We start from the raw sequence: 14,925 nt of genomic DNA on the forward strand, positions 1-14,925 counted from the left end.
GTCGAGGGTCAGCGCGGCTTTCCTTGGCTTGCGGCAGTGCGCGTGGTGGGCACCCCCTGCGGCGCGAGAACCGGCACGAAAACCCGGCGCGAGGCGCGCTGGGTGACCGGCAGCCCCTGATAGAGACGCTTTTGCGCTTCCACCACGATGACACCCGAAAACAGCGGCCAAAGCCTGCGACCGGTATGTTCGAGGTAACGACGGAATTTCAGCACCGGGCGGCTCGTGGTGGGCGGAAAGAACAGCGCCTCGGCGGTGGCGCCCGGGGTGAAATTGGTTTCGCGCAAAAGCGCCGTCAGCTGCCCGCGCGAATAGGGCCGGCCGGAACCAAAAGGCGTATGTTCCATGCGCGCCCAGACGCCACGTCGGTTCGGCACCACAATCACCAGGCGGCCGCCCGGCGCCAGCACCCGCCACAGTTCCTTTAAACTCTCACGCGGATTTTCAGCAAATTCCAGCGCATGCACCATAAGGACCCGGTCTATCGACGAATCGGGCAGCGGCAATTCCTCGTCAAACACCAGCGCGGTGGAGGAAAGCTCGCCCGCCGGCCAGTTCACCGCCCCCTGCCCCGCCGGCATGAAGGCGAAGGTGCGCTCCGTATCGTGGCGGAACCGCTCCAGAAACGGCACGGCATAACCGAGGCCAACCAGCCGTTCCTCCGGTAAGGGCGGCCACAGCGTCGAAAGCGCCATGGTGATCGCCTGCTCGGCCGAGCGGCCAAGCGGAGAATGATAGAATTCGCGCAGATCGACGATATCGGTATTCATGGGCGAGAATGTAGCATCAGGCGGTTGGACTTCAAGGCGTCTGCCCCTACATTGGAAGTCAGTTGGGAAAGTCAGGCGGGCGAATGCGCCGGTTTCGGCCGGCAAATGGAGAGGATACGATGAAACCTTTGGAAATAGACGTCTTTCTTTGCCGCAGCGATAATTTCGGAGTGCTCCTGCACGATCCCGAAAGCGGGGCGACGGCGGCCATCGACGCGCCGGAGGAAGGGCCGATTCTTCGCGCTCTCGACGGCCACGGCTGGAAACTGACCCATATCTTCACCACCCACCACCATCAGGACCATGTGGAAGCCAATCTGGCGCTGAAGGACAAGTTCCGCTGCGAGGTATACGGCCCCTATGACGAGGCGATTGCAATACCGGGTCTCGATCGCTCGCAGGCCGATGGCGATGAGTTCGAATTTGCCGGACGCCGCGTTCAGGTCATAGCCACACCCGGCCACACGGCGGGTCATATCTGTTATTATCTACCGGATGACGGCCTGCTGTTTGCCGCCGATACGCTGTTTGCCATGGGTTGCGGCCGACTGTTCGAACGCCCTGCGGCGGACATGTGGCACTCCTTCCAGAAGCTGATGGCCCTGCCGGATGAGACGCGCGTCTATTTCGGTCACGAATATACGCTTTCGAATGCCCGTTTTGCGCTGACCGTCGACCCTGACAATGCCGTATTGAGCGAACGCGCAGCACGTGTCGAGACGGCGCGGAAGGCCAATGAGTTCACCATTCCCACCACCATCGGGCTCGAAAAGCAGACCAATCCCTATATGCGCGTGGCAGATGCCGGCATTCGCAGACATCTCGGTCTTGAAGGGGCCGCCGATGCCGACGTCTTTGCGGAAATCCGCACACGCAAGGACAATTTCTGATGGCCGCCAATCTGTCTGCGGAAGCGATCATTCGCGAATTGGGGCTGGAACCGCATCCGGAAGGTGGTTTTTACCACCAGACTTTTCGCGACAGGGCGGGTGGCGAGCGTGGCCATTCGACGGCGATTTATTATCTGCTGGAAAAGGGCGTGCGCTCGCACTGGCATCGGGTCACCGACGCGGTGGAGGTCTGGCACTATTATGCCGGCGCGCCAATAACCCTGCATCTTTCGCAGGACGGCCGGGAGGTGCAGACCTTCACGCTCGGCCCAGCCATTCTCGAAGGCGAGCGCCCGCAGGTGATCGTGCCGGCCAATTGCTGGCAATCGGCGGAAAGTCTCGGCGATTTCACCCTTGTCGGCTGCACCGTTTCACCCGGTTTCGCTTTTACGAGCTTCGTCATGGCCGAACCCGGCTGGTCGCCTGGGGATGGGCCGTAATTTTCAGGGCAATGCTGTGGAATGAGCGGATGCCACTTGTTGCTTCTCCCCGTGGGGGAGAAGTCCGCGGCAGCGGGATGAGGGGGCTGGCTCTCCGCATATTGCTGGCGTTGCCCCCCTCATCCGACCCTTCGGGCCACCTTCTCCCCGGCGGGGAGAAGAAACATGGGGTGCCGCCGAGCATCACCTGCCCTGCTATAAATCCCGGTCAGCCGCCGTATTTCGTAGCCGTAATATAGACCTGACCCACCCGCGTCGGAATGATCGCATAAACAGGCGCATAGACATCCATATTGTTCGACTTGGCGAACCAGATCTCCATCGAGATGGATTTCAGATATTCGATATCCTTGCGCCCCTGCCGGTAGCCCGACTTCGGCACGTAACGCGCCTTGCAGACGATGGCATCACCGTTAAAACCGTTGGTCTTGAACGGCTTGGTGCCGCTGGAGCTCAAAACGAGGTCGAGTCGCGATTCGCCGTCATAGATCGGCAGGCGCGTCGGGCAGATGCGGCCGCCTGAGGGAATGATCAGACCGGAAATCGGATCGAGAACCGAGCGCAGGTCGCGGTCCTTCACGTCAACCCAGTTGTCCGGCCGGGCCTTGGGTTCGGGTTTCACCGTCGTCGAGGTGACATTGCCGTTGCGGTAAACGACGTCATAGGTGCGTACCCGCTTGCCGTCCTTGTAGACCAGCGAATATTCGTTCGCCTGCAGCCGGTGACCGCGCTTGGCGCCGGAAACCGTTGTCTTGCCGGAAATGTCCTTGAGGATGCTGGCAAGGCCGGCGGCACTGAAGGAACCGGAGATCGAATAATTCGGTCCATCCATGCGAGTCGAAAAACTTGCCCGTGCAATCGGCAAAATGCCCAGATTGATGCTGTATTCGCTTGTGTGGCGTGCTTCGGCGGCGAGCGAGGGGGAGACGCCCGCAAACGCCATCGTCACGGCCATGAAAATGCTTTTTCCTCTGGCAATCATTTCGATATCACCTTAAAAGAGGCGCGGAAGCGGCCTTATCGGGCGATGATATACGCTGACTTGTGGCAATAAAAAAGCGGACGACGGTTGAAAACGCCGGAATTTCCTTTCATTTGATCGCGAGCGGCTTGACTGTTAAGTCTCGTCTGACTATAGAACCGCAACTTTCCAATCATGGCCAGTTGGATTGCCACCCCGGTTTTGCCGGTGGCGAGCCAGTGGTGAAACAGACGAAACGAAATAGGTGTACCCATGTCCCGTGTATGCGAATTGACCGGCAAGGGCGTCCAGACGGGCAACAACGTCAGCCACGCCAACAACAAGACCAAGCGCCGGTTCCTTCCGAACCTCTGCCAGGTCACGTTGATCTCCGATGCTCTCGGCCAGCGCTTCCGCCTGCGTGTTTCCGCAGCAGCTCTGCGCTCCGTTGAACACCGTGGCGGCCTCGATGCTTTCCTTCTGAAGTCCGGCGAAAACGAACTGAGCATGCGCGCTCGTCTCCTGCGCCGCCAGATCGCCAAGAAGACGGCCGAAGCTGCTTAATAGCGGTTTCGACATCATCGATATTCAGAGGGCTTGAATGGCTTTTGCCGCTCAAGCCTTTTGTTTTATTTCAGTTCAACTCCAACTGGTGGCATCACCCAGGATAAAAAAATGCTGACCCTGCGCTATACGCTGATCTACATTCTCCTGATGACACTGGTGGTCGTCGCCTCCAATATTCTGGTTCAATATCCGCTTTCCGGATCGCTGTTCGGCGTCAATCTCGGTGATCTGTTGACCTGGGGTGCCTTTACCTATCCGGTCGCCTTCCTCGTCACCGACCTGACAAACCGCCAGTTTGGGCCCTCCATCGCACGCCGCGTCGTGCTTGCCGGCTTTGTCGTCGGTGTCACGCTGTCGTTCTGGACATCCATCCCGCGTATCGCTGTCGCTTCCGGCACCGCCTATCTCATCGGCCAGCTGCTCGATATTTCGGTCTTCAACCGCCTGCGCCGCCAGCGCTGGTGGCATGCGCCACTTGCCGGCTCGATGCTGGGTTCCGTGCTGGATACGGCGCTGTTCTTCTCCATCGCTTTTGCTGCAAGCTTCGCCTTCATCGGCCCCAACGATGCCTTCGCCATCGAAAACGCGCCCATACTTGGCGTACTTACACTTGAGGCGCCACGCTGGATCTCCTGGGCGCTGGGCGATCTTTCGGTAAAAATTCTCGTCGGCCTCGTCATGTTGCTGCCTTACGGCGCGCTGATGAATACGCTGAAGCCGATGCCGGGCGCGGTCAAACCAAGCTGACATTATCCGCCAGCCGCGTTTGAAGCTGTGCAAGGCGTGGATCAAATCGCGCTTGCAAACCCACGGGCGGCGTTGCAATCTGCCGTCCGTGGCAAGGCTCGGAGGCGGATCGGCATGCAGATCAAGGATGTTATCGACATTGTGGATGCGACAAGCGCCACGCTTTCAGGCTCCAGCTTTGACGATGTCAATCTGTCGGGAACGGCCTTCAACAATGTCAATCTGGCCGGCACACGTTTCAACGACATCAATTTTTCCGGTGCCTCGTTTACGGACAGCAACATGTCCGGCTGGTCGATCGACGATGTCAATTTTACCGGACTGAAGCTGAGCAACACGAACCTGTCCGGCGCGCAGATAACGGCATGCCGAATGACCGGCATGAAGATCGACGGCATTCCGGTCGAGGATCTCCTCGCTGCCTACAAGGCAGTACAGGAAAAGGCCTGATATTCACTCCACCAGCTTGAATTCCAGCATCAGGTTGCGCTGGAGGAACGAGTGGTTGTCGTCAGACACGATGATGAGGTGCGTCGAGCCATCCGGCCCCTTCAGCACATCCATGCCTTCCATATTGTCGATCTGGTAGGCCATGCCCGCTTCCATGAGGATTTCGCCATCCACCACGGCACCCGGCCGGATATCGCCCCCGCGGATGCGGCGGATGCGCATGCCGACGCCTTCGGCGAAATTGAAGCGCCGTTCGAGAAGCAGCAGATCGCCGTTCGGCAGGAAGGCGCCATCCGTCACATCGAATGACGGATGATGGGTGACAGCGAATGTACCCTTCAGCGGGCCTTCCAATATGGCTGCAAGCAGATTGCCGTCCGCATCGATACTCTTTTCGGCCACCACGACCAGAGCGCCGGCGAGCGGCGAACTGGCCGGCGAAACCGCCAGGGCCTCCATGCCGCCATTATGGCGCAGTTCATTATTGGGGATGAGATGTGGCAGGCGGCTGAGTGGCTTTGCTGTTGCAAAGCCCGGATCCGGATAGATATCGATCCTGTGCCGCTGCTCGTAGCTGACGAACACCTTGCCGTCGCGCAGCGCCAGCCCTTCCGCATCCATTTCCATCTTGCGCGACGGTTCGCGGCCACTCATGTCCAGCATGGGGGTGATGCGGACATCGGCAAGCCCCGACAGCGCGCCGGCAGCACCACGCGTAATCCTGCCCGTCAGCCAGTGGCCAGTATCCAGCACCGCGATAAATTCCTCACCATCGGCGCGGAAGCGGATGGAGGATATCGCCCCGAACAGCTTTTCCGGGGCGCTCATCACCATGCCGCCGATAAATTCCAGCTTGCCGAACCGTTTTGCGCTGGTGCCGACTTCGAAACCCGACAGCAGGCGAACGCTCACCGGTACATCGATGGTCGATGCGCCGATGGGAATGGGAAACAGCGAAGCCGCCGCAAGCACAGCAGCGACCGCCAGAGACTTGCAGGAAAAGGCTACCCGGCCCCGCTTATCCGGCACGGCGGACCCTGCGGGACGAACCGGAGGCACTGCTCGTATCCTCGAAGAGAGCAGCAAGCTGCTCGGTCATCGCGCCGGCAAGCTCATCCGCATCAACGATAGTCACGGCGCGGCGGTAATAACGGGTCACGTCATGGCCGATACCGATTGCCAGCAGTTCCACCGGCGAACGCGTCTCGATCTGCTCGATGACCGCGCGCAGGTGCCGCTCCAGATAGTTGCCCGGATTAACCGACAGGGTCGAATCATCCACTGGCGCGCCGTCGGAGATCATCATCATGATCTTGCGCTGCTCGGGGCGGCCGATCAGGCGGTTATGCGCCCACATCAGCGCTTCCCCGTCGATATTTTCCTTCAGAAGTCCTTCGCGCATCATCAGGCCGAGATTGCGCCGGGCGCGCCGCCACGGGGCATCCGCCGACTTGTAGATGATGTGGCGCAGATCATTGAGGCGACCCGGCGAAGCGGGCTTGCCATTGGCGAGCCACTGTTCACGCGATTGCCCGCCCTTCCAAGCCTTGGTGGTGAAGCCGAGAATTTCGACCTTCACGCCCGAACGTTCCAGCGTGCGCGCCAGAATGTCGGCGCAGGTGGCAGCAACCGTGATCGGACGGCCGCGCATCGAGCCGGAATTGTCGATGACCAGCGAAACCACGGTATCGCGGAACTTGGTGTCACGCTCCTTCTTGAAGGAGAGCGGCTGCATGGGATCGATGATGAGCCTGACGAGGCGGGCCGGATCGAGATAACCCTCTTCCAGATCGAAATCCCAGGAGCGGTTCTGCTGCGCCATCAGGCGGCGCTGCAGACGGTTCGCCAGGCGCCCGACCGCACCCTGAAGATGGGCGAGCTGCTTGTCGAGAAAGGCGCGCAGCCGGTCAAGCTCGGCCTCGTCACACAGTTCCTCGGCGCGGATTTCCTCGTCGAATTCCTCGGTGAAGATGCGGTAGTCGACCTTCTCGTTGAAATCGTCGAAGGGGCTGTTGGGGCGGCGGGTCTCACCGGGCGTTTCGGAGTCCTCGTCGAGATCGTCGGACATTTCTTCGTCCGACATCTCGGCGCCGTCCATCTCGCCTTCTTCCATTTCCTCCTGCGAGGCCTCGTTTTCATCGGCGGGCGTCGCATCGGAGCCGGCCTCTTCCTCGACCTGCTCTTCCTCGGTCTCGTTGGTGCGCGGCTGGTCCTCGTTGGATTCCGCTTCCTGGCTTTCCGGCTCGTTATCCTCGTCGCCGAAATCTTCCGCCATCTGCATGGAGGTCAACATCTTGCGCACCAGCCGCGAAAATGCCTTCTGGTCGGTAATGACGCGGGAAAGATCGTTGAGGTCGCCTGCGGCCTTGTCTTCGATGAAGTCGCGCCAGAGATCGAGAACCTTGCCGGCACTCGCTGGCGGCTTTTCGCCTGTCAGTTTCTCGCGCACCAGAAGCGCCACAGCCTCGGCGAGCGGTGCGTCATCCTTATTATTGATGCCGGAGAAATTGGCCTTGGCGTATTTTTCCGTATTCATGGCCTTGATATTGGAGGCCATGCCCGGCATGCGCAGCGCGCCGATGGATTCCACCCGCGCCTGTTCGACGGCATCGAAAACCAGCTGCGCTTCGGCGCCATGCGGCGACATCATCGCATGCGTGTCCGCATCGTGGCAGGCGAGACGCAGCGCCATGGAATCGCCGAGACCACGCGTGATGGCGATCTCCTGCGCCGTGGGTTTCTTGGAAATTTCCGGCAGGCGCATGCGCTCACCGGCAAGGCCCGGCCGCTCATTGGCGAAGACGACCTCGACCTCGGCATCACCGGCAACGGATCGCACGCATCCGGCAATCGCCTGACGCAACGGCTCCGTATCGACCGCCGTACCCGGTTTCGCTCTGGAATTGTCGCCGCGCCCTGCCATTGTCTTTCCTGTCAGTTGCCGACGCCTGCGGCCCACCCATCAGAGGATGCGCGGCCGCCGGCGTCTTCAAGTCATCGGTGATCTTCTCCGGAAAACCGGGGATGATCAGGCGCTGAGAACGATGTTCGCGGCGCTTTCTTTGAGCTCAACGCCAAAGGCACGCTGATACTGCTCGGCTACCAGGGTACGCTCAAGCTCGTCACACTTGTTGAGGAAGGTCACACGGAAGGCAAAGGCGAGATCGCCGAAGATTTCCGCATTTTCCGCCCAGGTGATGACGGTACGCGGGCTCATCACCGTGGAAAGGTCGCCATTAACAAAGGCCGAACGGGTGAGATCCGCCACGCGCACCATCTTGGAGACGGTTTCGCGACCCTTCGGATTGTCGAGGCTCTTCACCTTGGCGGCAATGATGTTCACTTCCTGCTCATGCGGCAGGTAGTTCAGCGTGGTGACGATGGACCAGCGGTCCATCTGCGCCTGGTTGATCTGCTGCGTGCCGTGGTAGAGGCCCGTCGTATCACCAAGGCCGACCGTGTTGGCGGTCGCGAAAATGCGGAAGGCGGGGTGAGGACGGATGACGCGGCTCTGGTCGAGCAGGGTCAGGCGGCCGGAGGATTCCAGTACGCGCTGGATAACGAACATCACGTCCGGGCGGCCGGCGTCATATTCATCGAAGACCAACGCGACATTGTGCTGGTAGGCCCAGGGCAGAATGCCGTCCTTGAATTCGGTAACCTGCTTGCCGTCCTTCAGGACGATGGCGTCCTTGCCGACGAGGTCGATACGGCTGACATGGCTGTCGAGGTTGACGCGCACGCAGGGCCAGTTGAGGCGGGCAGCCACCTGCTCGATATGGGTGGACTTGCCGGTGCCGTGGAAACCGGAAACCATGACACGTCGGTTGTGAGCAAAACCGGCTAGGATCGCGAGGGTCGTATCGCGGTCGAAAAGATAGTCGGGATCGAGGTCCGGCACATAGGCGTCGCCCTGGGAATAGGCGGGAACCCGCAGATCCGTATCAATGCCGAAAACCTCCCGCACGGACACAGTCGTGTCGGGCAGGTTGGAAATATCAAGGTCGATTTTGCTCATCACGTCTCCAAGGCGGGCGGCAGCCACCCGGCCACATCATCAATCAGGCGGTAAACACGTAAGTTGGCTTAGCAGAAACCTGACTGCTTTAACAATTGATATGCTTGAACAACAGCCCGAAAACGTTCTTCCGAACCACGATCGCCACCATTAGCATCAGGATGGTGCTTTTTGACAAGCTCCTTATAGCGCCTTTTTATCTCTTCCTGCTTAGCACTGGCAGAAAGACCGAGCGTATCGAAGGCTTTCGCCTCCAGCGTCTTCAGCTTGCGGTCTTGCTGCATTCGCTGTCCACCGGCCTTTGCGCCACCCGCAAAACCGCCGGCGAAGCCGAAGGGATCGCGAATGCGGGCATTGCCGCTCGCGGTGCCGGATCGAAGTGTGGAATGCAAAGGGCTGTCGCGCGCCGTCTTGTTGACACCCACCGTCCAGGTCGGACGGTGACCGGTGATCGCCTCCTTCTGGTAACGGGCGATCTCGCCGTCTGAGAGGCCGGAGAAGTAATTATAGCCCTTGTTGTATTCCTTCACATGCTCAAAACAGAACAGGAAGAATTGCCCCTCGGCATTGCGGCCGACAGGTGCGCGGTGAACGCCCGGTTTATCGCATCCGTCCCACTGGCAGGTAGGAGCCTGAACCTCAGGTTCCCGCTCCTTTTTCCGGCGCGTGCGGATGCGGTCGAAATATTTCGAATCCAGTTTCATGATGCCCTGATTATGGAGTGCGAAAAGCCGCACAACAAGAATTGACAAAGCGGAATGTTGCTGGCTTCTAGGTAACCCCCTTCAAGACCAGCCAACAGGAATGGAGCCCTTCGCATGTCCCTGCGAGAACGTATAGAAACGAAGCTCCGTGAGAGCTTTTCACCAGAGCGCCTGAAAGTCGTCGATGAAAGCCAGATGCATGCGGGCCACCAGCCGGATATAACCGGCACGGGCGAGACCCATATGCGTGTTCAGATAGTGTCGGAAAGCTTCTCCGGCAAGTCTCGCGTCGAACGCCACCGGGCGATCAATGCCGTTTTGAAGCCGGAACTCGACGCGGGGCTGCATGCGCTCGCGATCGAGGTGGCGGCACCGGGGGAAGCCGTGCGGTTTTAGCCTCAACTGCGCAGCATTGCGTCCGTGTTCCGACATAAGAACTTGATTGATCTAAAGATCTTTTCCGACCGACACTTAACCACGGGGATACGGTCCCGTACGAGAGAATGATGCCCCATTTCTACGTTGTAACCGATTGCGAATTCGACGGTCCTATTCCTGGAAAACACTCAATGTTGTCATTCGGTTCTGTCGCAGTCTCAGAAACCGGTGAAATTCTCGGCGATTTCGAGGCCGTTCTGGAACGGCTGGAAAATGCGGAGAGCGACCCCGGAACCATGGAGTTCTGGCGCAAACATCCAAAGGCCTGGGAAGCATCGACGGAAAACGCTCAGCCTGCCGCAATCGTTATTCAAAGCTTCGTGGCGTGGATAAAATCCTTTGATGCTGAGCCGATATTCGCAGCCCATCCAGTGTCTCTCGACGGTCTGTGGTTAGATTACTACCTGAAGCGGTTTACAGGTCAGCCGCTTTTTGAAGGCCCATGGGTTTCCAACCGCCTTTTCAAATATGCTCCCCTTTGCATAATGTCCATGGTCGCGGGAAAAACCGGTCGCGATTACTGGAACTGCGAGGTTCAGCACTATCCCGCAGAATGGCTGGGCGCCATTGAGCACACCCATCGCGCAATCGACGATGCACGCGGTTATGCACACCTTCTGAGTTTCATGCTCAACAAAGGATGAGCTTTCCACGCTGTGGTTTTACAAATGGAGAGGGTTAGCTTCGGGCTTGAGCTGCCCCTCACCCCGGGTGCTTCTCCGAGAGGAACGACTGCACCTCCGACGACGCCACATCATCCGCGACAAAAGACTGGCCAATGCCGTGGGTGAGGATGAAGGTGAGCTTGCCGCCCTTGACCTTCTTGTCCTGTGCGATTGCCGTCATCAGCGTCTCGACCGGCGGCAATTCGCCCGGAATATCCTTCATCGTTGTCGGCAGGCCGACCGCCTTCAGGTGGGCTTCGACGCGCGCCGCATCATCAGGGCTTGCGAGGTTGAGACGGGCGGAGAACTGGTGCGCCAGCACCATGCCGATCGCCACACCTTCACCGTGCACCAACCGCTTGCTGTCGTAATTGGTCGCCGCCTCCAGCGCATGGCCGAATGTGTGGCCGAGGTTCAAAAGGGCGCGCACGCCGTTTTCCTTCTCGTCGGCCACAACAACATCGGCTTTGGCCTGGCAGCTTGTGGCAATCGCCTCTATGCGGGCGGGGCCGCCGGTGCGAATTTCATCCCAGTTCTTTTCGAGCCAGAAGAAGAAATCCGGCTTGTCGATCAGCCCGTATTTAACCACTTCGGCATAACCGGCGCGGAACTCTCGCGGGCTCAGCGTATCGAGCACCGCCGTATCCGCCAGCACCAGATCCGGCTGGTGGAAAACGCCGATGAGGTTCTTGCCGTGGCGGCTGTTGATGCCGGTCTTGCCGCCAACCGAGGAATCAACCTGCGCCAGAAGCGAGGTCGGTATCTGCACGAAGCGCACACCACGGCGCACGATGCCGGCCGCAAAACCCGCGAGATCACCGATCACGCCGCCACCGAGTGCGATGACCGCATCGTTGCGTTCCACGCGCGCGGAGAGAACCGCATCGCAGACGGTGACCAGATGTTCGAAGCTCTTGGTCTTTTCACCGGCTGGCAGGGTCAGCGACACCGCCTCGATACCGTCAGTCTGCAGGCCGTCCATCAGGCCTTCGAGATAAAGCGGCGCAACATGTTCATCGGTGATGATCGCCGCACGCCGGCCCTTCAGACGCGCCGAAATCTCACCACCCGCCCTGCCGATCAGTCCCGGCCCGATCAGAATATCATAGGCGCGTTCACCGAGCGGCACATGGACAAGGCGTTCGTCGGCGTGGATTTCGGAAGGCGTCATGGTGGTCAGTCTTTCTGTTCGATGCCGGCGATGGCGGCCAGCACTTCAGTCACGATGATTTCCTTGCGGACGTCACGGGATTCGATGGTGAGATCCGCTCCGGCATAGATCGGGTAACGTTTCTCCATCAGCGCCGCCAGCGTAGCCTTGGGATTTTCGGTCTTGAGAAGCGGACGATGATCGCGCTTGTTGACCCTTTCCCACAAAACCTCAAGATCGGCCTTCAGCCACAGCGAAATGCTGCCGCGCGTGATGTGACGCCGGGTATTGTCGTTGATGAAGGCGCCACCGCCGGTGGAGATGACCTTGGGACCGCCGCGCAGAAGCCGCTTGATGACCCGTGTTTCCAGCGCCCGGAACTCTTCCTCGCCATAGGTGGCGAAGAGTTCCGATATCGTCATGCGCGAAACGCGCTCGATTTCCACATCCGTATCGATGAACTGGACCTTGAGCTGCTGGGCAACCATGCGACCTATCGCAGACTTTCCAGCCCCCATCAGCCCGACAAAGACGATGTTGCGCCTCCCGAGCTTTGCCCGTGCTTGCTCCCCGAGTGTTGCCGGGACGGATAAATTCGTTTCATTCATAAATTTGAAAGCCCGTTTGGCATGGATATCTGCAAATGTTTACGAAGCGTCAAGCCAAATTGCTGACTGAATGGCGTTGAATCACAATCATCGCCGCATGCGGCACGGGGCGAAAGCCGGCTTTTTGATCTTGCCGCCGCTTTCGCCGCACCGCATATAAGTTCGACCGCCACCTTCACGGAGCCGCCATGCCCACCCTCTTCCGCTTCACGATGATATTGGCGACCATCGCGGGGCTGATCTATGGCGGCATGGTGCTGCTTGTCATGGTCGTGAAACCACGCGACCGCGAGGTGACCGTGCGCATTCCTTCCGAACGCCTGAACCCACCGGCGGCAGAACCGGCAAGGCGCACTCCATGAACGCACTGGCGGGAGGGCGCGACGGCGCACGGCTTGAAAGTTTTCTGGAAATGATGAGCGCCGAGCGGGGCGCTGCCGCCAACACGCTTTCCTCTTACGAACACGACCTTTCGGATCTGCGTGAATTTCTGGCTGGCCGGGGTCAGTCCTTGGTCGAGGCGGCCACGCCAGACCTGTCCGCTTATCTTACCCATCTTTCGACCCAGGGCTTTGCCGCCACCTCGCAGGCGCGACGCTTGTCATCGATGCGGCAGTTCTATCGTTTCCTCTATTCGGAAGGACTGCGCAGCGACGATCCGACCGGCATAATCGACGCCCCTAAAAAGGGTCTCAGCCTGCCGAAGACGATGAGCGTTGCCGATGTGACGAAACTTCTCCGCATCGCGGCTGAGGAAGCAGCCACCGCCGGTCCCGGCCAGCTTGCCCGCATTCGCATGCATCTGCTGCTTGAACTGCTTTATGCCACCGGCATGCGCGTCAGCGAGCTCGTCTCCCTGCCCGTCAAGGTGCTGCGCCAGGAGGGCCGCTTCCTGATGATCCGGGGCAAGGGCAACAAGGACCGCATGGTGCTTCTGTCCCGCGCCGCGATCGAAGCCATGGAAAAATACGACGCCGCCAGAAAGGCGCTCGCGCCGGAGAAGGCCAAGGCGCAAAAAAAAGCCGAAGCACCGGAAAGCCCATGGCTGTTTCCTTCGAGCAGCAAGGAAGGTCATCTGCCAAGGCAGGTCTTCGCCCGCGACCTCAAAGATATTGCCATTCGCGCCGGCCTTACCCCTTCGGCGGTGTCACCGCATGTCCTGCGTCATGCCTTTGCCAGCCATCTCCTGCAGAACGGCGCAGACCTGCGCGCCGTGCAGGAGCTTCTCGGCCATTCCGACATTTCCACGACACAAATCTATACGCATGTGCTGGAAGAACGCTTGCAAGAACTGGTACAAACACATCACCCCCTTGCCAAACAGGGCAAAAACCTTGATTAGAGCGACCGGAACCGCCGGATAATCCGGTCAAACCTTGCGCAAAACGATCGGAAACGGATCTCATGCACAATTATCTCGACTTCGAAAAACCTATCTCGGACCTTGAAGGCAAGATCATCGAGCTGAAGAAGCTTGCCGATGAAGACGAGAGCATAGACACCTCGGAGGAGATCAACCGTCTGGAATCGCGCGTCAACGACGCGATGCAGGACATCTATTCCAAGCTGAACGCCTGGCAGAAAACGCAGGTCGCGCGTCACCCGCAGCGTCCGCATTTCGTCGATTACGCCAAGGCGCTGTTCACCGATTTCACGCCGCTTGCCGGCGACCGCAAATTTTCCGAAGACGCCGCCATTCAGGCGGGCCTTGCCCGCTTCAACGGCCAGCCCGTCGCCATCATCGGCCAGGAAAAGGGTAATGACACCAAAAGCCGCCTGAAGCATAATTTCGGCAGTGCGCGTCCGGAAGGTTACCGCAAGGCGATCCGCGTGCTCGAACTGGCTGACCGTTTCTCGCTGCCGGTCGTCACCCTCATCGATACCGCAGGCGCCTATCCCGGCGTCGGCGCCGAAGAACGCGGCCAGGCAGAGGCCATCGCCCGCTCGACGGAAATGTGCCTTAACGTCAAGGTGCCGATCGTTTCCGTCGTCATCGGCGAAGGTGGTTCGGGCGGCGCGATCGCCATCGCCACCGGCAACCGCGTCTACATGCTCGAACATTCGATCTATTCGGTGATTTCACCGGAAGGTGCTGCCTCCATTCTCTGGCGTGATTCGACCCGCGCCAAGGAAGCAGCAACCAACATGAAGATCACGTCCGAAGACTTAAAGTCGCTCGGCGTCATCGACGGCATCATCCCCGAACCGATCGGCGGGGCGCATCGCGCGCCGGAGACCGTGATCAACGCGACAGGTGACGTGATCGCCAAGGCTCTGGCCGATCTTTCACAGCGTTCGGGTACGCAGCTGCGTGCCGAGCGTCGCCAGAAATTCCTGGATATCGGCCGGAACCTTTAAAGCATTTCCAGTAAAAGTGCGTAGCGGTTTTACGTCCGGAAAATGCGTACAAAGAGAGAGTTAGATTTTTTGGCGGTTCGAAGAAACGCCAAAATGATCAAACTCCCGGCCTTATTTTCCTTGAATATCGCCCCAACTCGGCCATAGTCCGGTCACATC

18 protein-coding genes are annotated in these 14,925 nt (G+C 59.4%); 10 read left to right on the forward strand and 8 right to left on the reverse strand.

The genetic code is table 11. From position 1 onward, the window contains the following. Nucleotides 1–8 precede the first annotated feature (8 nt). Nucleotides 9–770, reverse strand: coding sequence for a class I SAM-dependent methyltransferase (locus PL640_RS10225; RefSeq protein ID WP_142841496.1), 762 nt, complete (start codon nt 768–770; stop codon nt 9–11). Between the two features lie 119 nt (nt 771–889). Here PL640_RS10225 and gloB point away from each other — a divergent pair, with 119 nt between their 5' ends. Both gloB and PL640_RS10235 read left to right on the forward strand, forming a co-directional pair. Next, nucleotides 890–1,660: a hydroxyacylglutathione hydrolase gene (gloB, locus tag PL640_RS10230; RefSeq protein WP_271361766.1), complete on the forward strand. Its 771-nt coding sequence runs from the start codon at nt 890–892 to the stop codon at nt 1,658–1,660. Continuing rightward, nucleotides 1,660–2,100 carry a cupin domain-containing protein gene (locus tag PL640_RS10235; RefSeq protein WP_271361767.1) on the forward strand — a complete coding sequence of 147 codons (441 nt, stop codon included), beginning with the start codon at nt 1,660–1,662 and terminating at the stop codon, nt 2,098–2,100. Before gloB ends, PL640_RS10235 begins: the two co-directional genes overlap by 1 nt. A gap of 208 nt (nt 2,101–2,308) precedes the next feature. Here the strand turns inward: PL640_RS10235 and PL640_RS10240 are convergent, their stop codons facing one another. Then, nucleotides 2,309–3,082 (reverse strand): DUF3108 domain-containing protein, encoded by a 774-nt coding sequence (locus tag PL640_RS10240; protein ID WP_046799841.1) that lies wholly within the window; start codon nt 3,080–3,082, stop codon nt 2,309–2,311. 252 nt (nt 3,083–3,334) lie between these two features. Between PL640_RS10240 and rpmB the strand changes: the two genes are divergently transcribed. The 3 genes from rpmB to PL640_RS10255 all read left to right on the forward strand — a co-directional run bounded on the left by rpmB (nt 3,335) and on the right by PL640_RS10255 (nt 4,825). Beyond that, nucleotides 3,335–3,625: a 50S ribosomal protein L28 gene (gene rpmB / locus PL640_RS10245; protein WP_003509888.1), complete on the forward strand. Its 291-nt coding sequence runs from the start codon at nt 3,335–3,337 to the stop codon at nt 3,623–3,625. Between the two features lie 111 nt (nt 3,626–3,736). Continuing rightward, nucleotides 3,737–4,375, forward strand: coding sequence for a queuosine precursor transporter (locus PL640_RS10250; RefSeq protein ID WP_142841498.1), 639 nt, complete (start codon nt 3,737–3,739; stop codon nt 4,373–4,375). 114 nt (nt 4,376–4,489) lie between these two features. Continuing rightward, the gene (locus PL640_RS10255; protein ID WP_142841499.1) at nt 4,490–4,825 is read left to right on the forward strand and encodes a pentapeptide repeat-containing protein; all 336 of its coding nucleotides are present in this window, start codon (nt 4,490–4,492) and stop codon (nt 4,823–4,825) included. A 3-nt stretch (nt 4,826–4,828) separates the two neighbouring features. On the opposite strand, the gene PL640_RS10260 is transcribed toward PL640_RS10255, so the two are convergent. The 4 genes from PL640_RS10260 to PL640_RS10275 form a co-directional block, all read right to left on the reverse strand. Then, nucleotides 4,829–5,854, reverse strand: coding sequence for an esterase-like activity of phytase family protein (locus PL640_RS10260; protein ID WP_271361769.1), 1,026 nt, complete (start codon nt 5,852–5,854; stop codon nt 4,829–4,831). Continuing rightward, complete coding sequence (gene cobT / locus PL640_RS10265) at nt 5,844–7,748, reverse strand: cobaltochelatase subunit CobT (RefSeq protein ID WP_142841501.1); 1,905 nt, start codon at nt 7,746–7,748, stop codon at nt 5,844–5,846. The genes PL640_RS10260 and cobT overlap by 11 nt, the downstream gene beginning before the upstream one ends. Nucleotides 7,749–7,853: 105 nt before the next feature. Then, entirely contained in the window at nt 7,854–8,843 is a 990-nt protein-coding gene (gene cobS, locus PL640_RS10270) for a cobaltochelatase subunit CobS (protein ID WP_003509875.1), read from the reverse strand. Nucleotides 8,844–8,911: 68 nt separating this feature from the next. Then, nucleotides 8,912–9,547 (reverse strand): J domain-containing protein, encoded by a 636-nt coding sequence (locus tag PL640_RS10275; protein ID WP_271361770.1) that lies wholly within the window; start codon nt 9,545–9,547, stop codon nt 8,912–8,914. Between the two features lie 114 nt (nt 9,548–9,661). Here PL640_RS10275 and PL640_RS10280 point away from each other — a divergent pair, with 114 nt between their 5' ends. Both PL640_RS10280 and PL640_RS10285 read left to right on the forward strand, forming a co-directional pair. After that, nucleotides 9,662–9,943: a BolA family protein gene (locus tag PL640_RS10280; RefSeq protein WP_052819513.1), complete on the forward strand. Its 282-nt coding sequence runs from the start codon at nt 9,662–9,664 to the stop codon at nt 9,941–9,943. A gap of 110 nt (nt 9,944–10,053) precedes the next feature. Then, nucleotides 10,054–10,629, forward strand: a complete 576-nt coding sequence (locus PL640_RS10285; RefSeq protein WP_271361771.1) for an exonuclease domain-containing protein — start codon at nt 10,054–10,056, stop codon at nt 10,627–10,629. Nucleotides 10,630–10,687: 58 nt separating this feature from the next. Here the strand turns inward: PL640_RS10285 and aroB are convergent, their stop codons facing one another. Together aroB and PL640_RS10295 are read right to left on the reverse strand one after the other, a co-directional pair. Further along, the gene (gene aroB, locus PL640_RS10290) at nt 10,688–11,821 is read right to left on the reverse strand and encodes a 3-dehydroquinate synthase (protein ID WP_271361773.1); all 1,134 of its coding nucleotides are present in this window, start codon (nt 11,819–11,821) and stop codon (nt 10,688–10,690) included. A gap of 5 nt (nt 11,822–11,826) precedes the next feature. Beyond that, a complete protein-coding gene (locus tag PL640_RS10295) occupies nt 11,827–12,408 on the reverse strand; it encodes a shikimate kinase (protein ID WP_046799848.1) in 582 nt (193 codons plus the stop codon). A gap of 188 nt (nt 12,409–12,596) precedes the next feature. On the opposite strand from PL640_RS10295, the gene PL640_RS10300 reads away from it, so the two are divergent. The 3 genes from PL640_RS10300 (at nt 12,597) to PL640_RS10310 (ending at nt 14,766) form a co-directional block, all read left to right on the forward strand. Then, a complete protein-coding gene (locus PL640_RS10300) occupies nt 12,597–12,770 on the forward strand; it encodes a hypothetical protein (protein WP_052819510.1) in 174 nt (57 codons plus the stop codon). Continuing rightward, nucleotides 12,767–13,750: a site-specific tyrosine recombinase XerD gene (xerD, locus tag PL640_RS10305; protein ID WP_271361774.1), complete on the forward strand. Its 984-nt coding sequence runs from the start codon at nt 12,767–12,769 to the stop codon at nt 13,748–13,750. The genes PL640_RS10300 and xerD overlap by 4 nt, the downstream gene beginning before the upstream one ends. A 62-nt stretch (nt 13,751–13,812) precedes the next feature. Continuing rightward, entirely contained in the window at nt 13,813–14,766 is a 954-nt protein-coding gene (locus PL640_RS10310; RefSeq protein ID WP_142841505.1) for an acetyl-CoA carboxylase carboxyltransferase subunit alpha, read from the forward strand. Nucleotides 14,767–14,925 lie beyond the last annotated feature (159 nt).

The organism is Agrobacterium sp. ST15.16.024 (genome assembly GCF_027956545.1).
In the GTDB taxonomy this organism is placed as follows: Bacteria; Pseudomonadota; Alphaproteobacteria; order Rhizobiales; family Rhizobiaceae; genus Agrobacterium; species Agrobacterium cucumeris.